Below are 22,119 nucleotides of genomic sequence, written 5' to 3' on the forward strand. Positions count from 1 at the left end.
TAAAATGAAACAAATATTTACAAACCCCAAAGCATTAGCCTTTATATTAGCATTCGGTGCATTAACTGCATGTAGTGATGATATTAATGAAGAACCAATTGTTGATCCAGACCCAATTGAAGACACTAGATGGATTACCATTGCTGGAGCAAAAATGGGAGATAACCCAGGAGACGGAAACGGAGGAACATTAATTTACGCTGTAACTAGCGAAGATGCTAAAGACCCAACCGTATCTATTAATCCTTTTGAAGACGGATTTATTGCACCATCAAACAGAACTGCAAGATTACAATCTTCTGAAGATGGAAGTACTATTTTTAACATTAGCTACGCAGGTGATACTGGTGGTAATTACACAAAATATACTGTAGAAGGCGGACAAACATTTACTCCTACGGGTTCTGAGGTTAGTATTGCTCCTTATGTTGGTACCGCACCAAGGTGGATAAAATTATTTGATGGAGACCAAACAGGTGCTGCAGTTTATGTATCCACAGAGCACCAAGTTGATGACAATGGTACTCCGGATGATGCTACAGATGATACTTATAACTATACAGAAGCTAAAATAGGTGTAGTTACTTTAGACTTAGTAAACTCTTCAATAAACGAATTCAAGGAGCATGTTGTACGTTTAAGTGCAGAAGAAGAAGCAAAAGGTTATTATATTTCTAGAATTGACATGCCTACTTTAAATAAGGCTGGAGATAAACTATATATTGGAGCTCGTTTAAGTAAAGTAGATCCTGCAACTGTAGAAAGTGATAGTGGTTATGAAATTTTAGGTTCTAAAACAATTGTATTAGATTACCCATCTTTATTAAACCCAACGGTAATTACGTCTACTTTAGGACATGGAAACACCAACGGATACCGAAGCATTAACGCTTTCGAATACGGAGGAAGTGTTTACCAAGCCAACCAAAGTGACCCAGAAGGTTCTTATATCTTAAAAATTGGTGCAGATAACCAATATGATAATTCTTATAATTTTAACCTAGATGACGCTTTAGGAATAGAAGGTGCTTATATTCTTGCTTGGAGACCAGCTGCAAATGGTAAAGCGGTTGTAGCTTACCGTCATAATGGTTCTCAGGATGGTGTAGCAGGTGCACAAGGCTTTTTTGCTCTTGTAGATTTAAATGCTAAAACGGCTACTAAAATTGATGCCATTCCTTACGATCCAGATTTTTACTTATTCCAATACCAAGGTTTTGTAGTTGATGGTACAGAAATATACGTAACACAAGCTCCTGTAGGACAAAATGGAAACATTTATGTTATAGAAACAGAAACTGGTGTTGTAACTAAAGGTGCAGAATTGGTAAATGCAGAAGGAAGTCATTTTATAGGTGCTTTCTAATTTAGAAGACTGATATAAAAAAGAGGCGTAATTTTATTTTACGCCTCTTTTTGCTTTAAATACTTACTGTTTAACAAAATTTTAACTTTGGCATCTTCTTTGATTTAGACTTCATAAAACTAATATTATGAACTCGAAACTCAAAATTACAATTCCTAAACCTTGTCATGAAAATTGGAACAAGATGACCCAAAAAGAAAAAGGAAAATTTTGCAGTTCTTGTTCTAAAACTGTGATTGATTTTACTAAAAAAACTACAAGTGAAATTACAGATTACTTAATTAAAAATAAAAAAAAGCGAGTTTGCGGGCATTTTTATAAAAAACAACTAAATAGTATTACAATTGAAATTCCTAAAGTAGTTTTTGATCAACATTTATCTTTTCAAAAATTATTTGTGCTGTCTTTATTTTTTGTGATGGGCACAACTCTTTTTTCTTGCCAATATACGGATGGTAAAAAACAAAAAATACAAGATGTAGTAATTATTGATACAATTAATAATATTAAAAAAGAAACTAACTCCTTAGAAAACATACTTAAAGAAGACACTATTATTGTAACTAAAAAAGAAACCCTCCCCCATTCTCCTGCCACAACTAGAATTACAGTTTGTAATACCAATTTAAAAAATGACAAACCTATAGAGATAGTTACTACAGGCGAAGTTGTTGAAGAATTAAAAATTGATGGAGTTATTGAATTTAATGAAATTGAAGAGGAAGAAATTATAATGGGATTTATTATTGAACAAAGCCCAAAGTTTAAAGAATCAGAAGAAAATACTCAAAAAAACTTTGAGAAAAGAATTAAGATTTTCTTTGAGGAAAATTTTAATACGAAACCTTCCCAAAAACTAGACTTAAAAAAAGGTAAACACCAAATTTATACTGAATTTATTGTTGATAAAAAGGGATACGTAACAGATATTAAAGCTAAATCTTCTAACAGAAAATTAGAAAAAGAGGTTATAAAAACACTTAAAAAATTACCACAATTAATCCCTGGAAAACAAGCTGATAAAATTGTAAAAACAAAATACAACTTACCAATAAGCATTATAATTGACTAATATTTTTAAAATAAAAACAAACAAACTCTAGCCCTGATTGAAACGACATCCTTTTTATGCCTCTTTTATAAGCTTATTGCGAGGAACGAAGCAATCTGTTTCTAATAATAAAATTGCCAGAGATTACAATAAAGAAAATTAGCTGTAACAGAAATAAAAAGATATAGTGCAAAGCAGGAAATAGCTTCTAAAACAATTCTTTATTACTAATATCTAAGTAATTACGTTTTACAAAAGATAAAATAGTATCTAAAATTTCTCCCATATTTGTACACTCTTTAAACTTTACATCTCCCACATATTTAATTAGTTGGTTCTTTAATAATGCTACATTTTTAGGATAAGAAATCGTATCGTTTTTCATACAATTAATAAGAAACTCTGTTCTTCTAGGGGCTGTAATCATACGTTTTGCCATAAAAGAACGTTCTTCTATTTTATATTGATTTATAGAACTATTTTGTAATTTTTTACCAACCATTTCTACCATCTTAAAGTTTTCTTTCATAAACTGAAGATTGTAAACTTTTAAATTCCCTTCAAAAGATTGCTGATCAAAATCAATGGCTCTAATTTTATAAATAATATGAGAAAAATCGTGCGTTGGTGTAACAACATAATTGTAAGAACGCATATCTCCTAACAACCTAACCAAACAACGTTCTTTAAATTTAACAAACTCTTTGGCTATCTGAGATTTTTCTGATTCGGTACATTTTGGTAAGAAATTTTTAATAAAATCGTCTCCAGGAATCCCTACAATATGCTCTTCTATTAAGGTATCTTTATAAACTAAGAAATTAATATTATGAGGAGATAATATATGTTCTAATTCTAAACCATAAACACGAGAAGCATCTGCTTTTTTTACATAAAAATAAGTGAAATTGTCATTTAAAATATTTCTTACCTTAACTCTAAAGGGTTTAGAATTACCAAACGTACAGTAATCTATGGCGTCTACATTTAAAAACGGAATGGTTTCATCACTTCCGTCAGAAAGCAACATGGTATATATTTTTTTTAAACTTTTATCAATTTCTGCTCTATCCCATTCAGAATAATAAGTACGTATCCAAAGGGTATCTTCTTCATTTTTATCGTAAACCGTAATTGAGCCCTGAAAACGTAACAGATCGTCATAAAAAATAGGAATTTTTATGTTTCTATTATATTTTTTTAAATACGAACTCAACATTTCATTTACAGGAAATGTAGGTTTCTTCTTAGACATTAGTTTTCTTTCTGACTTCATAATATCAAAAATAAGCATTATTAAGCAAGTTCAAACATCTTTCCTGGTAAAGGTTTTGTAACCCCTTTTAATTCCATTTGCAATAAAATAGATGATAATTGATAAATAGGAATATTACATTCTAACGAAATAACATCTAACAATTGTTGTCCTTTATCGTGTAACAAATCATGAATTTTTTGTTCATTCTCATTCAATTCTACAAATAATTGTTTTTGAATTGTTTTGTTTTTTTCTTGAACATCCCAATTTAACATTTTTACAACATCTAAAGCTGAGTTTAACAAGTGCGCTCTGTTGTTTTTAATTAAATCATTACACCCTTTACTATACAAATCTGTAGTTCTACCAGGTACAGCAAAAACATCTTTGTTATAAGAATTAGCAATATCTGCGGTAACTAAAGAACCTCCTTTAGATGCCGATTCTATAATAATTGTTGCTGTAGAAATGCCTGCAACAATTCTATTACGTTTTAGAAAATTTTCTCTTAGAGGATCTTCTTCACTCCAAAACTCAGTTAAAAAACCTCCATTTTCATTTACTTGATGAATATATTTTTTATGAACCTTCGGATATATTTGCTCAAAACCATGTGCTAACACAGCAATTGTTTGCAACTTATTTTCTACCGCTGCTTTGTGTGCACAAATATCTACTCCATAAGCAAAACCACTTACAATTATAGGGTTGTAGGTTGCAATTTCTTCTATAAATTGATTGCAAAAATTACGCCCATAAGAGCTAATATTCCGTGTACCCACAATAGAAATAATTCTGGAATTAGAGAAATCTAAATTTCCATCTTTAAACATTAAAATAGGACTATCGATGCAATGCTGAAGATTTTTAGGATAATCATTATCTAAAAAATAGGTGTAAGAAATGTTGTTGTCTTTTATGTATTTTAATTCCTTTTGTGCTAATTCTATATTTTTAACATCAAACAAATGTTTTAAAGCATGATTTCCTATTCCGTTTATTTTTGAGAGCATTGCAGTGTTTTCTTTAAAAACCTGTTCTACATCTCCCACATTAACAATAAGCTTTTTGGCCAAAATATCTCCAATAGCTTTGCATTTTTGCAATCTTAAGATTGCCAATAATTTTTCTTCTTTCAATTTGGTAACAATTTGAATACCAATATATAAAATATTTGTTGATAAAATTGTTAAGAAATTGTTTTACAAAACGTCTTAATTTCTATATTTGTTACAATGAATTTAGCAACATACATTAACGATTTACTATACAGATACGATTGCGTAATTGTACCTGACTTTGGAGGATTTGTAACAAATAGAATTGGTGCAAAGGTGAATAATTTTACAAACACCTTTACCCCACCAACAAAACAAATTACATTTAACAGCCTGTTAAAGCACAACGATGGTTTATTAGCAAATTATATTGCTTCTGCAGAAAATATTTCTTTCGAGAAAGCATCTACTGCTATTTCATTATCTGTAATTAAGTGGCAAAATGAGCTACAAAATAAGCAAGTACAAATAGATAATTTAGGTATTTTGTCTTTAAATGAAGCAAAACAAATTATTTTTGAACCCAATACTACCGTTAACTATTTAACAGAGTCTTTTGGTTTAGCAACAGTAGAATCTTCTGCAATTGCAAGATATAAAGAGCAAGTAAAACCTTTAACTCCTGTATTTACAGAAGAAAAGAAAAAAGGAATACCTGCATTTATAAAATATGCTGCAACAGCTGCTGTTTTATTAACTTTAGGATTTGCAGGTTATAACGGTTATCAAAATAATCAGCAAAAAGTAACTATAGCCAATCAAGAAAAAGCAATTCAGAAAAAAATACAATCTGCTACTTTTGTAATTTCTAACCCTTTACCAACTATTAATTTAAATGTTGCTAAAGAAATAGCAAAACCATACCATATTATTGCTGGAGCTTTTCAATTTGCAGAAAATGCAGAAAAAAAAGTTATCGAATTAAAGGCTAAAGGGTATGATGCTAAAATAATTGGCGTTAACAAATGGGGACTTACACAAGTTACCTTTAACAGCTATTCTAATCGTAACAAAGCAATTAACAGTCTTTACCGAATTCAAAAAACAGTTTCTAAAGACGCTTGGTTATTAACTAAAAAATTAGATTAATTCCTTTTTCTTTAACGTTTTTAAACTTCACTTTTAAATAAGTGATTGTATCTTTGCTCAAAAATATTTTTTGATGGAAGCAAAAACGCCAAAAGAATCTTTAACAATACTTACCGACTTAGTTTTACCTGGTGAAACAAATTATTTAGAAAACCTTTTTGGGGGCGAATTATTAGCAAGAATGGATAGAGCTTGTAGTATTGCAGCAAAAAGACATTCTAGAAGAATTGTTGTTACAGCCTCTGTAAACCATGTTGCTTTTAATAAAGCAATCCCTGTAGGAAGCGTGGTAACTATAGAAGCTAAAGTTTCTAGAGCCTTTAACACCTCTATGGAAATATACGTAGATGTTTGGATAGAAGACAGACAATCTAGATCTAGAACTAAAGTTAACGAAGGAATTTACACTTTTGTAGCGGTAGATGATACCGGAAAACCTGTTGCCATTCCTCAAATTAGACCAGAAACAGATTTAGAAGAAACTCGTTTTGAAGGAGCATTAAGACGTAAAGAATTAAGTTTAGTTTTAGCTGGCAAACTAAAACCTAGCGATGCCACTGCCTTAAAAGCACTATTTAGTTAAATACTAATAATTATGATGGAGCTATATAAATATAAAATTATTTACTCGGTTGCAATTTTTGTAACTGCTATTTTAACACGCTTATTAATTACCAATTCTTTAAAAAAGATTCAAACAAAGTTTGGATTTCAAAAAGCAAGAATTATAGTAACTAATAAAATAGTTACCGTGCTAATTTATATTACAGTAATTGTTTTAGTTTCTTTTATTTGGGGTGTTGATGAAAAACAACTATTAGTATATGTTTCTTCTTTTTTAACCATTTTAGGAATTGCTTTTTTTGCTCAATGGTCTATACTTTCTAATATTACAGCAGGTTTAATTTTATTTATAAACTACCCTGTAAAAATAGGAGACACTATTACTATTTTAGAGAAAGACAATAATATTACAGGTGAAATTAGAGATATTGGTGCTTTTTTTATCACATTAAGAACACCAGAAAAAGAATTAATAACCTTACCAAATGCTGTTATTCTTCAAAAAAATATTAAATATTCTCCACAACCAGATAATTAAATTACCTTTTTAAAATCCAAGAAGAAGGATTTAAACGTGTTGTATTTTTAAACAACACAAAAATTAACTTTGTTTTTTTAGAAACCTTGTCGGTAAAAATCTGACCAATTTTTTGCCCCGTTACAATACGATCTCCTTTTTTAACATACGCTTTTTCTAAGTTATTGTAAGATGAAATATAATTACCATGTTGTATTAAAACGTTTTTTCTACCCTCTGCACTTACCAAAACATTAAGCACACTACCATTAAAAATAGCTTGCGCATCTTTACCTTGTTTGGTTACAATATGCAAACCAGTACCGTTAACAGTAATTCCAGGAAATGATGGATGCGGTTGTTTTCCAAATTTTCTAACAACAATACCTTCACTTACAGGCCAAGGCAACCTACCTTTATTTAACTCGAACTTTGTTGCTAAAGCTTTGGCTTCTGGACTTAAAATAAATTCATTTTTCTTAACCGAAGTCTTTGGCTTATCCTTTAATTTTGATCGTGCAATTCTATTTGCTCGCTCAATTTCTTCACGGATTTTCTTATCTATCTGAGCAGTAACTCTTTTCTCTTCTTTAACTTTATTTTGAAGCTCTTTTTTGTATTTACTTTCTCTTTTCTTAATAGTGGCAATTAATTTCTCTTGATTTTTTTTATCAATTTCAATTTCTTTTTTTTGCTCTTTTTGAGACAAAATTAAAGTATCTTTTAAAGCCTTTTGAACCAATAAAGAATCATTTAACTGTTGCACTTCATTTGTATGAACTACAATTTCTTCTCCTTGTTTTTTTCTAAAAGAAGTATACTGTTTCATGTACTCTAACCGTTTATAAGCCTGATAAAAACTTTGAGAAGAGAGCAAAAACATCATTCTACTTTGCTGAGATTTACTTTTGTACGATTTAAAAATCATATCAGCATAATCTGCTTTTAAGTCCGCTAGCTTCTTTTTTAAACTTTTAAGCTCCGTTTCATTTTTACGAATGTCTTTTAATAAAATTTTTGCTTCAGAGTTAATCGTAGCGATTAATTGCGTTCTAACATATATTTTTCTGTTTAAATCTTTTAAGTCATCTAAAGCATTGTTTACTTTCTTTTTTTCTTTAAAAAGCAACGAGTTTACTTGCTTAATTTCATAATTAAGTTTTTTACGTTGTGCTTCTAACTCTTTTCTTGTTTGTCCAAAAACAGAAAAAATACTTAGAAAAAAAATTAAAACGGGTATGTAAAACTTTCTACTTTTCACTATAATTTTATTTGCTTGTAACCATTAGGTATCGAAAATGAAGCATCAATATCTTTATTAAATTCAACAGATTTTACAATAAAATCTATATTTGTAAACTTACCGGGTTGTTTTGCTTTTATTTTTATTTCTGATGGAAAAACAACATCATCAACCACATTATACGAAGGATAAGAAATATCTAAACGCTGATTTTTTATCGAATTTACAACAGATTGTTTATCTAATTTAAAATGAGAAGGATTTACAGAAAAGAAAAGATCAAACAAACTTGCTTGTATTTCTGGTGATAAAACATACGAATTATCAGCAATAACTACCGTTTGCTTTTCTTCTTTTACATTTGTTAAAGACTGTCCCAAAAATAAATTTTGAAGCTGATTAAAATTAATATCTGTACCTAATATTTTTTTTAACATGCTAAAATCTCCTTCAAAATAATTTTTAGCATAAGGAGAATAATAACTTACAGAAGTTGGTGTAATCTTTGCTTTAAACACGGTAATAAATTTAGTTCCTTTTAACCAAATTACCTCATCTTTTATCATTTTTAAACTTACAGAAATACTTTGTTTTACTTTTCCGTTATTAAAATTTGCTTTTAACCTAGCATCAACCGTCTTTTCATCAAAATTAGCTGCAACGTGTTTTCTAGCCACTTTTTTAGCAGACATTTCTGTAGCAATAGCATTTGCATCTATTAAATTCTTTTTTGTTTTACAAGAAGTAAATACAACCGCAAAGACCACAAAATATTTTAAAAATTTCATTCTTACTTTTTTATTTTTTTTGATTTCTCAATAAACTTCTTTTCCTTATTAAAATCACCTAAACCCTTATAAGAAATAGCCATTTCTTTATAAAAATTAGACTCCATTGCATCTTCTATAACAAAATCGATACCGTTCTGTAAACTCAATAACGCTTTTTTATATTTTTTCTGATAATTTAATGCCTTTCCTTTCATTAAATATACAAAAGGTTGTGCAGGAAAAAGAGAAACTCCTTCATTTGAGTATTTTAAAAGCACTTCAGAATTCTCTTTAGAGGTTATTAAAATCTGCTTTAAAACAGCATACGACTTCTCTTCTTTAAATTGATCTTCTAACGAAGCTTCTGGTTTTACTGTTTTCTCTACAACCGTTTTACTCTCTTTATTTTCTAGGTTATTTTTAATTTTCTTAAAAGAAGAAGACAGTGCATTATCACGCTCCATTTCATCCATCAATAAAATAGCTTTTTTATACTCTTTTTGTTGCAAATACAATTGCAACAAATACGATCGTTCTTTTAGATTAAGAACAACTAACTTTTGCTGAACAGATATGGCGTCAGAATAATTTCTATCCTTTACATAAATTTTAACCAAATGCTTAAGCATCCAACTATTGTTTGGCACTTCTTCTAATGCTCTTTTAATATATTCTTTTGCTAATAATGTTTTATTTAATAGCAAGTAATTTTTAGAAAACTCAAAATAAACAGCCTCATTATCTGTTAAAATCTGGTTACAACTTTCTAAGTTTTCAATAGCTTTTTGGTAATTACCAATGGATTTCTCTGACAAGGCCTTAAAAAAAAATTGCTGAAAATTTAACCCTTTTTCTTCTGTTAAATCTTTAGCAATTGGTATGCTATCTTGTGCGTAAAAATTGAAAGAACAGAGCATAAAAAAAAGAGAGAAGAGAGCATACTTTACATAAATAGCCCTCTTTTTTCTCTGTTCTTTATTCTCTAATCTTATAATCATTTATGTTAATTCTGTATAATCTCCAATACTTACAGAAGTATATTTACCATTGTATTTTGCATGATTTCCAATCATTGCATTGTCTAAATTTGCATTAGAAATAACAACATTAGATTGTATAAGAGAATTTACAATGGTAGAATTTTCTACTACACTATTTGCTCCAATAGAAACATAAGGCCCTACTTTTGTATTTTTAAGCACTACGTTTTTACCAATAAAACAAGGCTGAATAATTTCTGAATTTTCTAAAACAACATCTTTAGCTACTAAATTATTTCCTGCTTCATGCTCAAAACCTAAGACCTGCTTATTGGTATCTACCGTTGGATCTTTTTTACCACAGTCCATCCAAGCATCTACTGTTCCAGGAATAAATTTAGCTCCCTGTTGTTTTAAAGACTCTAAAACATTAGTTAATTGATATTCGTTATTTTCCTTTAAATCGTTGTCTATTAAATATTGAATTTCTTCTAATAACTTATCTCCACTTTTAAAGTAATAGATTCCAATAATTGCTAAATCAGAAACAAAATCTTTTGGTTTTTCTATAAAATCGGTAATAAAACCATCTTGTAATTTTACAACACCAAAGGCACTTGGATTTGCTACTTTACTTACCCAAATTGCACCATCAGCATTTACATCTAGAGTAAAATCTGCTTTAAACAAAGTGTCTGCATACGCTACAACACAAGGCCCGCTTAAAGATTCTTTTGCCATATAAATTGCATGTGCTGTTCCTAAAGCTTCTTCTTGCACATAAACAGATCCTTTTGCCCCTAACTCTGCAGCAATTTTTAATAATTGTGCTTCTGTATCTTTAGGAAACCCTTTAGCAGTTGTACCTATTACAAATGCAATTTCATCTATTTTTTCATCTATAACAGAAGCAATATCTTCTACCAAACGTTGTACAATTGGTTTTCCTGCAATTACAGTTAAAGGTTTTGGAACTGTTAATGTATGAGGTCTTAAACGAGACCCAATTCCGGCCATTGGTACTATTATTTTCATGTTTTTCTTTTATCAATAATATGCTCGCAATATAGCACTAATTAAGAAATTCAAGAAATTAGAATTTAACAAAGACAAAGTAATACACTCACCTTTTTCAGGGAGTTTTATCACTGTTTTCAGGGAGGAATATATTTCACCATTTTCAGGTATTGTGAAATATTTAATGATTTTGTAATATTGTTGTGTTATTTGTAAAAATTTAAGTTTTTTAATACAAAATACTGACTTAAACTCAATACAAAAACTTAACCCCTTTATCAACCATTTCTAAATTTTAGTTTATATGATGTATAAAAACTTTAAAAACGTAGTAATAACTTGTTTCTTTTTAATAGGATTATTAACAACAAACGCCCAAGAAGGCAAAAACACTAAGTTTATAAAACTTAATGATTCTTCTAAAAAGTCTTTACAAAGAGCCCCAGATATTCTAAGGAAAAAATTAAAACTATCTCCTGATGAAAATTTACTGAAAATTAAAACCGAAACAGACAAATTAGGTTTTACTCATGAAAAATATCAACAACAATTTAAAGGTATTAAAGTAGAATTTGCAAACTACATTGCCCACTCTAAGAACAACTCTATAAAAACTATGAACGGAAGTTTTTACGATGTCGGCAAAGTAAACACCATCCCAAACATCTCTAAAGAAACAGCTTTTACAAAAGCCATTTCATATATTGATGCAAAACAGTACCTATGGCAAAACCCTGAAGAAGCCAAAATAATGAACAATTATAAAAAACCTGTTGGAGAACTTTTAATTTTACCTAAAGAAATTACAAAACACAAAAAAGCGAGGTTAGTATATAAATTTGATATCTACGCCACTAAGCCTATTAGTAGAAATTATATATATGTAGATGCACATTCTGGTAAAGTTGTTTATAAAGATGCAATTATAAAGCATCTTAACAGTTCTAAGAAACATGGTTCTCATAAAAAAACAGAAACACCAAACGTAAACACCGCATTTGTTGCAGGAAATGCAGCTACAAAATACAGTGGAAATCAAAATATTGAAACAACTTTAAGTGGTGGGAACTATATTTTAAGAGAAACCTCTAGAGGAAATGGAATTGAGACCTATAATATGGAACTTAGAATTAATTACAATTCTGCCATTGATTTTACTGATAACGACAACAATTGGACCGCATCTGAACACGCTAATTCTGATGAAGACAATGCTGCTTTAGACGCACATTGGGGTGCCGAAAAAACATATGATTATTTTTATCAAACCTATAACAGAAATAGTTACGATAATAATGGTGCCGCTATAAAAAGTTATGTGCATTTTGATCTGATAGAATATGGTTACTCTAATCAAGATAATGCTTTCTGGAATGGATCTGTAATGACTTACGGAGACGGTACAAGTTTTTCTCCTTTAACTTCTTTAGATATTGCTGCTCACGAAATTGGGCATGCAGTATGCGAAAACACAGCAAACCTAACCTACTCTTATGAGTCTGGAGCAATGAATGAAGGTTTTTCTGATATTTGGGCTGCAAGTGTAGAATATTATGCAGACCCTACAAAAGACACTTGGTTGTTAGGTGAAGAAATTGGAGGCCCAATTAGATCTTTATCTAACCCAAATGCTTACGGACAACCAGATACTTATAAGGGCACAAACTGGTACTCTGGCTCAGGAGATAATGGTGGGGTACATTATAATAGTGGGGTTTTAAATCATTGGTTTTATATTTTATCCGTAGGAAAAAGCGGAACAAATGATAATGGAGATTCTTATAACGTTACAGGTATTAACATTACAAAAGCTGCTGCAATTGCCTACAGAACAGAGAGCGTATACTTATCTTCTGGATCTCAATATGCTGATGCAAGAACAGCAGGAATACAATCTGCAGAAGACTTATATGGTGTAAATAGCCCCGAAGTTATTGCAACTACCAATGCTTTTTACGCGGTAGGTATTGGAGCAGAATTTGTACAAACATGCACATTAGAAGCTCCTAGTAACTTAAGTGCTACTTCTATTACAAACAATAGTTTTACCTTATCATGGAACGCAGTATCAAACGCAGCATCTTATGACGTAACAGTAGGAGCAGCAACAACCAATGTTACGACTACCTCTTTTAATGCCACAAATTTACTTTCCGGAACAACTTATAACGTTTCTGTAATTGCCAATTGCAGTTCTGGTGGAAGCGGAACATCTACAAGTACCAATATAACAACAACAGGTAGCACACCACTTTCTTATTGTAACGCTGCAAGTACAAATGTAAATGATGAATATATTAGTAAGGTACAACTAGGAACTATAAACAATACTTCTGGAGGACAATTTTATTCTGATTTTACAAGTATTTCAACCAACTTAAATAAAGGAGGCGTTTACACACTAACAGTAACTCCTACCTGGACAGGAACTTCATACTCTGAAGGATATGCTGCTTGGATTGATTACAACCAAGATGGCGATTTTAATGACGCAGGAGAACAAATTCTATCTCAAAACGCAACCAAAACAACACCTGTTAATACAACAATAACAATACCAAATTCCGCTTTAAACGGAACAACTAGAATGCGTATTTCTATGAAATACAACGGTACACCAACCTCTTGCGAATCTTTTAATTATGGGGAGGTTGAAGATTATACAGTTCAAATTGATAACGGAACACCAACAGCAGATACAACTGCTCCAATTATCACTTTAAATGGCGCATCAACAATAAATTTAACCGTTGGCGATACTTATAATGAGCTTGGTGCAACTGCAACCGATAATATAGATGGAGATATTACGGCCAACATTACTACCTCTGGAAATGTAAATACCGCAATCGAAGGAACCTACACTATAACTTACAACGTAACTGACACTTCTAACAACAGCAGCTCTACCACAAGAACAGTTCTAGTTTCTGCGGCTATAACAGGTTCTACAACAATACTACATGAAGCCTTTTTTGAATCTGGTTGGAACGGATGGTCTGACGGAGGAACTGATTGTTTTAGATACACCGGTTCTCGCTCTTATGAAGGTAATTATTCAATAAGAATTAGAGACAATTCTGGTACAGGATCTGCAATGACATCACCAACATTTAATTTAACGAGTTACAATTCTGTAGAAATAGAATTCTATTTTTATTCTTATTCTATGGAAAACGGAGAAGATTTTTGGTTACGTTATTACAATGGATCATCTTGGACTACAGTAGCTGCTTGGGCAAGTGGAACAAATTTTGAAAACAACAATTATTACACAGCAAAAATTACTTTAAATAATGCTGATGTTAATTTTGCAACCAATGCTGCTTTTAGATTTCAAAATGACGCCTCTAACAATAGCGATTATATTTACATAGACCAAGTAACTATTAAAGGTATTGTTGGCAATGGAGTAACCGAAAACTCTGTAAACGCATTACCATCAACAAATACAGGTTTTACAACAAATAACAATTTATTTAATGGAAATAAAATGATCTATCCAAATCCTGCTATAGATATCTTAAACATCAATCCTAATTTTAGTTTACTTTCATCTAATTATAGCATTACAAATGTATTAGGTCAAATAATAAGTTCAGGTATTATTAAAAATAATGCTGTAAATATTAGCACTCTAAAAAAAGGAATTTATTTAATAAAACTAACAGATGAAGAAGAAACATTTACTCAAAAATTTATAAAACAATAAATAAGAATAAAAAACATTTTATAAATCCCAGGCATAACTCCTGGGATTTATAATTAACATCACCTTTTTCGGTTAATGACAAATACTTTTATTTACTATATATTTATATCATTATTGTACTAAATTTATTAGGTTTAGCAGTAACCTCTAAAAAAAACCTTGCAGATATAAATTCTTTAAAAAAATAAATTTATTTATAAACAGCAATTTATAGAGTAGAAACTTTCACCTGAAAATTCACTAAACAGTAATAAATCAACTAACTAACACTACCAAACCCCTTAGATTATATTTAAGGGGTTTTATTTTATATCACCATTTTCAGTGAGACTTCTCACCATTTTCAGTGAGGTGAAAATTTCACTGTTTTCAGTGATTGACAAATACTTTTTTTTACTATATATTTACATCATAATAGTAAACATTTAATTTATTTCCCCCAAAAGTCCCCTAAAAAAATTAAATGATATCAAAAACCCAAGTTAACGCTTGGGTTTTTTGTTTCTTTGCAAAAAACAAATTTATCTCTGTGAATTATTTATCTGTAGAAAACATCTCTAAGTCTTATGGAGAACGCGTGTTATTTGAAGACATCTCTTTTGGAATTAGTAAAGACCAAAAAGTTGCCTTTGTAGCTAAAAACGGAAGTGGTAAAACTTCTATCCTTAATATTATTGCCGGTTTAGACGTACCAGATTCTGGACAAGTGGTTAGCAGAAAAGGCATTTCTATTGCTTATTTAGCTCAAAAAGATGACATAGATCCTAAACTAACTATAGAAGAAACCATCTTTGCAACCGATAATAAAATTCTTTCTATTGTTAATCAATATGAAAAAGCTTTAAAAAACTTAGATGATACAGATGCATACCAAGCTGCCTTTGAGCAAATGGAGCATTATAATGCTTGGGATTTTGAAACACAATACAGACAAATTTTATCTAAATTAAAATTAGACGATTTAACGCTTAAAGTTGGAGCGCTTTCTGGAGGACAAAGAAAACGCCTTTCTTTAGCCATTGTTTTAATTAATAAACCCGATTTATTAATTTTAGATGAACCTACAAATCATTTAGATTTAGAAATGATTGAATGGCTAGAAGCCTTTTTTGCAAAAGAAAAGATTACCTTATTTATGGTTACTCATGATCGTTACTTTTTAGAACGCGTGTGTAATGAAATTTTAGAGTTAGATGAAGGTAAAATATATAAATACAAAGGGAATTACTCTTACTATTTACAAAATAAAGAAGAACGTTTAGCTTTAGAGGCAACCAATTTAGGGAAAGCTAAAAGTTTATTTAAAAAAGAATTAGAATGGATGCGAAAGCAACCAAAGGCTAGAACTACAAAATCGAAGTCTAGAACAGATGATTTTTATCAAATTAAAGAAAAAGCACATCAACGTAGGCAAGATCATCAGGTGCAATTAGAAATTAACATGGAGCGCTTAGGAAGTAAAATTCTAGAACTTCATAAAGTATCTAAATCTTTTGGTGATAAGAAGATTCTAGACAATTTCGATTATGTTTTTAAACGTGGAGAACGTGTAGGAATTATAGGTAAAAACGGAACAGGAAAATCATCTTTTTTAAATATTATTACACAAACCGCTCCTGTAGATGCTGGTAAAGTTATTTTAGGTGAAACAGTAAAGTACGGTTATTATACACAAGCTGGTATCGATATTAAAGAAGGACAAAAGGTTATTGATGTTGTTAAAGAGTTTGGAGAATTTATCCCTTTAACTAAAGGAAGAAAAATTTCTGCATCACAACTATTAGAACGTTTTTTGTTTGATAAAAAGAAACAATACGATTTTGTTGAAAGACTATCTGGAGGAGAGCAAAAACGTTTGTATTTATGTGCTGTTTTAATTCAGAATCCTAATTTTTTAATTTTAGATGAGCCTACTAACGATTTAGATGTTGTAACCCTAAATGTGTTAGAAAACTTCTTATTAGATTACCCAGGAAACCTTTTAGTAGTTTCTCACGACCGTTATTTTATGGATAAAATTGTAGATGCCCTTTTTGTTTTTAGAGGCGAAGGTGTTGTTGATAATTTTCCAGGAAATTACTCAGATTTTAGAGCCTACGATGACGGTACTGCTTTAACTGAAGCTCCAGAAAAAACATCCGTAAAAAAAGACGATAAAAAAGCTACCAAAAAAACAACTAAAAACGTATTAAGTTTTAATGAAAAAAGAGAGTTTGGTGCTTTAGAAGGTGATATTGAAAGACTTCAAAAAAGAAAAGCAACCATAGAAAAACAGTTTTTAAATGTAGAAATTGCTCCGGATGATATTGCTAAAAAATCTGAAGAGCTACAAGAAACTATAACAAGTTTAGAGCAAAAAGAAGAACGCTGGTTAGAGCTTTCTATGAAATTAGAAGATTAACACCTCACTTCAAATACGTAAAGTTTTTTTCGAAAACTTCACCGATTTTTAAGAGATTGATAGAGAAAACCTCAAAAAAAATTAGCGTAAAATAAACATTATTCACCTGCAAGGTCTTTTTTTGACCTTGTAGGTGTTATCCCTAACAACTCCTAAAATAAAACACCTCCATGGTTTTTGAAACCTTACAGGAAAGAACTTCTTAGTTTCTCTTTAGATCTCTTCAAAATAATTAAACACTCACAATATCTTCCTCTTTTAATAATTCTTGATTATTAAAACGTAATAAAATTTGCGCAACTGCAACAGTATCCTTTTCACAGTAAGTTACAATTCTTTGTATATTTTTTTCTTTATAATAAACATCAGCTACTTCACTCCCATCAATATCATCCTTTGGAGATGGAATCCCTAAAATAGACGTTAATAGTTTTAACGATGTATAATGTTTATAATCGCCAAACTTCCATAATTCTAGTGTATCTAAATGTGGAACTTCCCACGGTTTTTTACCAAATAAATTTAGCTTTTTAGGCAATTCTATTTGGTGTACAATCATTCTTCTAGCAATAAAAGGAAAATCAAATTCTTTACCGTTATGCGCACATAACACATTGCTTTTTTTAGCAAAGTGTTTATCTAATAACACTTTAAAATCACTTAAAAGTTGATGCTCATCATCACCAAAAAAAGATGTTAAACGGAGTTGTTTCTTATTTTTCACATCCACAAAATACCCCACAGAAATGCAGATAATTTTACCAAACTCTGCCCAAATACCTGCTCGTTCATAAAACTCAGAAGCGCTAAACTCTTCCTTACGCTGATACTCGGTTTTCTTTGCATAAAGTTCTTGTGTTTCTTTAGATAGCAGTTGCCAATTTTCTTGTTCAGGAACAGTTTCGATATCTAAAAAAAGTACATCATTTAATTTTACGGATAAATTCATAGCATTACGTTTTCTTTTTCTCTAGAAAGATAAGAAAAATAAAAAAGGCTGCCATAAAAGTGTAAAACTTATCAAACTAAACCTGTTCAGTACCTTAATCAAATGAGATAAGACCCCAAAATAAGTTTAAGTTGATAAAAAAACACTTTTTTTAAAACAGCCTATTATAAAATAAAAACGTTCTTATAAATTACCTAATCACTAATTTTTTAGTAGCCGTTTTACCAGCTTCAGTAACTTTTAAAATATAAATTCCTGAATTAATTGTAGAAACATCTAAATTTTTCTTTAAACCAGAAAAAGAAGTTGAAAACACTTTTTTACCAATAACATTAAAAATAGACACTTCTTTAATATCTAAACTATTACTAGCTATAGTGATTTTTTTATCTGTAATTGGGTTTGGATACGTGGCAAAACCTTCTATTGAATTATTCTTTAAAGAAGCAGTAGCATTTTTTACAAATGATAAATCATCAAAATAAGTTAATGAATTAGAGTAAGACCTTACCTCAAAATAAAAAGCATCTACAGCTGCAGGAGCAGTAACAGTAACTTCGTATTTAGTCCAGACACCACCATTATTATCTAAATATCCATCTTCTGGTCCTCTTAAAGGATCATTAGAACGGTCATTTCCATCACCTACATGATAAATAGTTGTACTTCCGTTTTTCCAAGTACACCAAATTCTAGCATCTTTATCATCTCCGGCAGTAACTTTATACCAAAAACTAATTGTATAGCTCTCACCAGGAACAACACCTGTAATTGTTTGAGATAAATCTTTTGTACCAGAACCTCCATTTCTAAAAGCAGAAAAAGAGCCAGAATGTGCCTCTGTAGACTTTGTTACAGCCTCTGCTTTCGACCAACTTGTTGGGGTAGTATCATCATCCCAATTTTCTAAACCTCCATTTAACAGCATTTCTTGTCCAAAAGAAACTCCAGTTAAACAAAGTGTAAGCATAAAAGTAAAAAAGTAATTTTTTTTCATAAAGCAATTTTGTTAAAATTATAGCCATAAAAATATAAATAATAAAATTAACACTGATTTACAACACGTTAACTTACCTTTAAATTTAAAAATAAAACAACACACTAAAGCTCAACCAAGTAATTATTCTTATGTTAGATTAACGTTAACTGACAACAAAGAGATTAAATGATTGTTAAGTAATCGTATTGGTAATATAATTATTACTATTTTTGATATTCAATCGTACTTTAACTAGCTATATGAATAAAAGTGATTTTAAAATTTTATTAGTAGATGATGAGCCAGATATTTTAGAAATTGTTGGTTACAATTTAAAAAATGAAGGATATCAAATCTTTACAGCTACAAATGGACAAGAAGCCATAAAATCTGCTAAAAAAAATATTCCACATCTAATTTTATTAGATATTATGATGCCAGAAATGGACGGAATTGAAGCTTGTGAGAAAATTAGAAAAGTAAAAACACTAGAAAATGTTATTATTTCTTTCTTAACCGCAAGAGGAGAAGACTACTCGCAGGTAGCTGGATTTGAAGCTGGTGCTGATGATTATATTACCAAACCGATAAAGCCAAAAGTTTTAGTAAGCAAGGTAAAATCTCTTTTACGTAGACTAAAAACTGAAAAAGATAGCGAAGAAACCTTTAAAATAGGAGATATTGTTATTGACAGAGATGAATATGTAGTTTACAAAGCAGGTAAAAGAATTTCTTTACCAAGAAAAGAATTTGAATTATTCTCTTTATTAACTTCTAAACCTGGTAAAGTTTTTAAGAGAGAAGTTATTTTAGACACTGTTTGGGGAAATGAAGTTGTTGTTGGTGGACGAACAATTGATGTACACATTAGAAAACTAAGAGAAAAAATTGGTGATGATCACTTTAAAACTGTAAAAGGTGTTGGTTATAAGTTTGTTTTAGAAGGCGCAGAACATTAAAAACTGCCTTAAATGAAAATAAAAAAAACGTATTCATACGCACTTTGGTCTGCATTATATTTAACCATACTATCATTTACAATTGGTATCATTTCTTATTTTCTATACACAACACACTTAGGAATAAGCACAGTTATTCTAGCCATTTTTACTCTCTTCATCATTTCATTTTTTATCATTCAATATAGAACAGAACATTTTATCTATAGACGTCTTAAAAAGATCTATGAAGATGTATCTATTTTAGATGTTAATGACTTACGTAGAGATTCTGTTACTACAGATATTGAAAAACTATCTAAAAGAATGCAACGCTTTGTAGAAGGTAAAAGACTAGAAATAAAAAGTTTAACCGAAAGAGACTCTTTTAGAAGAGACTTTTTAGGAAACGTTGCACACGAACTTAAAACACCTTTATTTACCGTACAAGGTTATATTTTAACCTTAATTGAAGGTGCTGTAAACGATAAGGAAATTAGAACAAAATATCTAGAAAGAGCCAATAAAGGAGTAGAAAGACTGGTTGCTGTTATTAAAGATTTAGATATGATTGCTAAGTTAGAAAATGACGGAATGAAACCTAAAAAGGTTGTTTTTAACATTTTAGAATTGGTGCAAAATGTTTTTGATTTGTTTGAAATGAAAGCAAAAAAAAGAAACATCATTTTAAAGTTTGATAGAATTTATGAGTTTCCTCTTTTTGTAAAAGGTGATATAGAAAAAATTGAACAAGTTTTAATAAATTTAGTGGTTAACTCTATTAAATACGGGAAACCCAATGGCACCACTATTGTTACCGTAGAAAGCTACAACGAAAATAAATTTATTGTAAAAACCATTGATAACGGAGAAGGAATTAAACCACAGCATCTTTCTCGTCTTTTTGAAAGATTCTATAGAGTAGACCAAAGTAGATCTAGAGAACAAGGTGGTTCTGGTTTAGGTTTATCTATTGTAAAGCACATTATAGAGGCGCATGATGAAACCATTTTGTTAAAAAGTACTTACGGAGAAGGATCAGAGTTTTCTTTTACGCTCGAAAAGGCTAAATAATTTTGAACTTAACTTAGTTTCTGCTGTTTTTAAACCTTTATAGTTTGCTGTTTTTAAGATTTTTTCTTTCGAGAAATCTTTAGTTTTAGCAAATGGAGCTATTTTTTTTTCTTCTAAAAATTCTGCTAAATATTCTTGTTCATCTTGATTTTTAGTAGGAATAAAAAACACTTTTTTACCTAAAACAGCCAAATCCATTATAGAAGAATAACCAGACCTACAAATAACAACCTCACAAGAGTTCATTAAATTTTGAAGTTCTTCTGAAAGCACATAGTTGTAAAAAGTAATATTACCTGAAATCCATTTTTTTTGCACAGCTTCTACTTTACCCAAAACAAAAACAACATCTCTAACATCGTTTTTAAAGGCTGAAATCAATTTATTTTCTAAATGAGTCCTGTTGGGTTCTGGACCAGAAATAATGACTAAAACCGCTATATTTTTAGGTAATTCTTGTTTTTTAAATCGGCTTAAAACACCTATAAACTTTGTATTTAGATTTTTTGGGGTTGATGACAATTTTCCTGAAAAAGTAGAATTTGTTGTATCAGGAATCCAACATTCATCAAACTTCTTAATTATTTTTTGATGAAAATAACTTGTAAAGTAAGTGGTACTGCCAGACAAAACATTTACTTGATGTGTAATATAAACAGAAGGAATTAAGTTGCTTCTTACTCCGAATCTATTATCAGAAATAAGGCCAACAACCTCTTTATTTTTAAGAATAAAGTTATTTATAATTTGATGCTCTTTACGAACAGCACTTATAATTCTAGGAAGTTGAAAAATGAATCCCAACTTTAAATTTCTATGATAAGAAATAGCATACGTTGGGATTTCTAAATATTCTAAATTAGGAAATTCTTTTCTTAAAAAATTAAAAGCGTTTCCATCTGATGCAATTATTGGTGTAAAATTGTTTTCTAATAACGCATTTATAATTGGCACACAACGCGTTGCATGCCCTAAGCCCCAATTTAAAGGAGCTACAATTATTTTATTTTGGGTAGCATTCATTTTTAGTTCAATTTAAAGCTACCATTTTTTTAATACGTATTAAAATTTAGGGCTAAATTTTTGATTTTAAACAAGTGCGTTAAGGATTGAAACGGCATCCTTTTTTTCTTTTTCTGAAAAAAAAGATATA

General features: G+C 30.1%; 18 protein-coding genes. 9 read left to right on the forward strand and 9 right to left on the reverse strand.

The features are described from left to right. Nucleotides 1-4: 4 nt before the first annotated feature. Complete coding sequence (locus tag WHD07_RS09300) at nucleotides 5-1,366, forward strand: hypothetical protein (protein ID WP_343330966.1); 1,362 nt, start codon at nucleotides 5-7, stop codon at nucleotides 1,364-1,366. Between the two features lie 127 nt (nucleotides 1,367-1,493). Beyond that, nucleotides 1,494-2,438 (forward strand): hypothetical protein, encoded by a 945-nt coding sequence (locus WHD07_RS09305; RefSeq protein ID WP_343330967.1) that lies wholly within the window; start codon nucleotides 1,494-1,496, stop codon nucleotides 2,436-2,438. A gap of 187 nt (nucleotides 2,439-2,625) precedes the next feature. On the opposite strand, the gene WHD07_RS09310 is transcribed toward WHD07_RS09305, so the two are convergent. Both WHD07_RS09310 and dprA read right to left on the reverse strand, forming a co-directional pair. Then, complete coding sequence (locus WHD07_RS09310) at nucleotides 2,626-3,693, reverse strand: hypothetical protein (RefSeq protein ID WP_343330968.1); 1,068 nt, start codon at nucleotides 3,691-3,693, stop codon at nucleotides 2,626-2,628. A 20-nt stretch (nucleotides 3,694-3,713) separates the two neighbouring features. Further along, nucleotides 3,714-4,814 (reverse strand): DNA-processing protein DprA, encoded by a 1,101-nt coding sequence (dprA, locus tag WHD07_RS09315; RefSeq protein WP_343330969.1) that lies wholly within the window; start codon nucleotides 4,812-4,814, stop codon nucleotides 3,714-3,716. 96 nt (nucleotides 4,815-4,910) lie between these two features. Here dprA and WHD07_RS09320 point away from each other — a divergent pair, with 96 nt between their 5' ends. From WHD07_RS09320 to WHD07_RS09330, 3 genes are all read left to right on the forward strand, one after another. After that, nucleotides 4,911-5,822, forward strand: coding sequence for an SPOR domain-containing protein (locus tag WHD07_RS09320; RefSeq protein ID WP_105050029.1), 912 nt, complete (start codon nucleotides 4,911-4,913; stop codon nucleotides 5,820-5,822). A gap of 73 nt (nucleotides 5,823-5,895) precedes the next feature. Next, entirely contained in the window at nucleotides 5,896-6,405 is a 510-nt protein-coding gene (locus WHD07_RS09325; RefSeq protein ID WP_105050028.1) for an acyl-CoA thioesterase, read from the forward strand. Nucleotides 6,406-6,417: 12 nt separating this feature from the next. Next, complete coding sequence (locus tag WHD07_RS09330; RefSeq protein ID WP_105050027.1) at nucleotides 6,418-6,924, forward strand: mechanosensitive ion channel domain-containing protein; 507 nt, start codon at nucleotides 6,418-6,420, stop codon at nucleotides 6,922-6,924. Nucleotide 6,925: 1 nt separating this feature from the next. On the opposite strand, the gene WHD07_RS09335 is transcribed toward WHD07_RS09330, so the two are convergent. Genes WHD07_RS09335 through WHD07_RS09350 form a run of 4 tightly spaced genes read right to left on the reverse strand, consistent with a single transcriptional unit; the run spans nucleotide 6,926 to nucleotide 10,931 of the window. Then, a complete protein-coding gene (locus tag WHD07_RS09335) occupies nucleotides 6,926-8,164 on the reverse strand; it encodes a murein hydrolase activator EnvC family protein (RefSeq protein WP_105050026.1) in 1,239 nt (412 codons plus the stop codon). Continuing rightward, the gene (locus WHD07_RS09340; protein WP_343330970.1) at nucleotides 8,164-8,934 is read right to left on the reverse strand and encodes a DUF4292 domain-containing protein; all 771 of its coding nucleotides are present in this window, start codon (nucleotides 8,932-8,934) and stop codon (nucleotides 8,164-8,166) included. Before WHD07_RS09340 ends, WHD07_RS09335 begins: the two co-directional genes overlap by 1 nt. Nucleotides 8,935-8,936: 2 nt before the next feature. Next, nucleotides 8,937-9,914 (reverse strand): hypothetical protein, encoded by a 978-nt coding sequence (locus tag WHD07_RS09345; protein WP_343330971.1) that lies wholly within the window; start codon nucleotides 9,912-9,914, stop codon nucleotides 8,937-8,939. Beyond that, nucleotides 9,915-10,931 carry a sugar phosphate nucleotidyltransferase gene (locus WHD07_RS09350; RefSeq protein ID WP_343330972.1) on the reverse strand — a complete coding sequence of 339 codons (1,017 nt, stop codon included), beginning with the start codon at nucleotides 10,929-10,931 and terminating at the stop codon, nucleotides 9,915-9,917. A gap of 286 nt (nucleotides 10,932-11,217) precedes the next feature. On the opposite strand from WHD07_RS09350, the gene WHD07_RS09355 reads away from it, so the two are divergent. Both WHD07_RS09355 and WHD07_RS09360 read left to right on the forward strand, forming a co-directional pair. Continuing rightward, a complete protein-coding gene (locus WHD07_RS09355) occupies nucleotides 11,218-14,625 on the forward strand; it encodes a M4 family metallopeptidase (RefSeq protein ID WP_343328177.1) in 3,408 nt (1,135 codons plus the stop codon). A 529-nt stretch (nucleotides 14,626-15,154) separates the two neighbouring features. Next, entirely contained in the window at nucleotides 15,155-17,026 is a 1,872-nt protein-coding gene (locus tag WHD07_RS09360; RefSeq protein WP_343330996.1) for an ABC-F family ATP-binding cassette domain-containing protein, read from the forward strand. Between the two features lie 232 nt (nucleotides 17,027-17,258). Here WHD07_RS09360 and WHD07_RS09365 read toward each other — a convergent pair whose 3' ends face one another. Both WHD07_RS09365 and WHD07_RS09370 read right to left on the reverse strand, forming a co-directional pair. Continuing rightward, the gene (locus WHD07_RS09365; RefSeq protein ID WP_105050022.1) at nucleotides 17,259-17,975 is read right to left on the reverse strand and encodes a 3'-5' exonuclease; all 717 of its coding nucleotides are present in this window, start codon (nucleotides 17,973-17,975) and stop codon (nucleotides 17,259-17,261) included. 190 nt (nucleotides 17,976-18,165) lie between these two features. Further along, the gene (locus WHD07_RS09370; protein WP_343328178.1) at nucleotides 18,166-18,972 is read right to left on the reverse strand and encodes a T9SS type A sorting domain-containing protein; all 807 of its coding nucleotides are present in this window, start codon (nucleotides 18,970-18,972) and stop codon (nucleotides 18,166-18,168) included. Nucleotides 18,973-19,214: 242 nt separating this feature from the next. On the opposite strand from WHD07_RS09370, the gene WHD07_RS09375 reads away from it, so the two are divergent. Together WHD07_RS09375 and WHD07_RS09380 are read left to right on the forward strand one after the other, a co-directional pair. Further along, a complete protein-coding gene (locus tag WHD07_RS09375; RefSeq protein WP_105050020.1) occupies nucleotides 19,215-19,913 on the forward strand; it encodes a response regulator transcription factor in 699 nt (232 codons plus the stop codon). A gap of 12 nt (nucleotides 19,914-19,925) precedes the next feature. Then, nucleotides 19,926-20,966 carry a sensor histidine kinase gene (locus WHD07_RS09380; RefSeq protein ID WP_343328179.1) on the forward strand — a complete coding sequence of 347 codons (1,041 nt, stop codon included), beginning with the start codon at nucleotides 19,926-19,928 and terminating at the stop codon, nucleotides 20,964-20,966. On the opposite strand, the gene WHD07_RS09385 is transcribed toward WHD07_RS09380, so the two are convergent. Beyond that, complete coding sequence (locus WHD07_RS09385; RefSeq protein WP_343328180.1) at nucleotides 20,931-21,989, reverse strand: glycosyltransferase; 1,059 nt, start codon at nucleotides 21,987-21,989, stop codon at nucleotides 20,931-20,933. The genes WHD07_RS09380 and WHD07_RS09385 overlap by 36 nt on opposite strands. Nucleotides 21,990-22,119: the final 130 nt, after the last annotated feature.

Source organism: Polaribacter staleyi (genome assembly GCF_038024045.1).
Taxonomy (GTDB): Bacteria; Bacteroidota; Bacteroidia; order Flavobacteriales; family Flavobacteriaceae; genus Polaribacter; species Polaribacter butkevichii.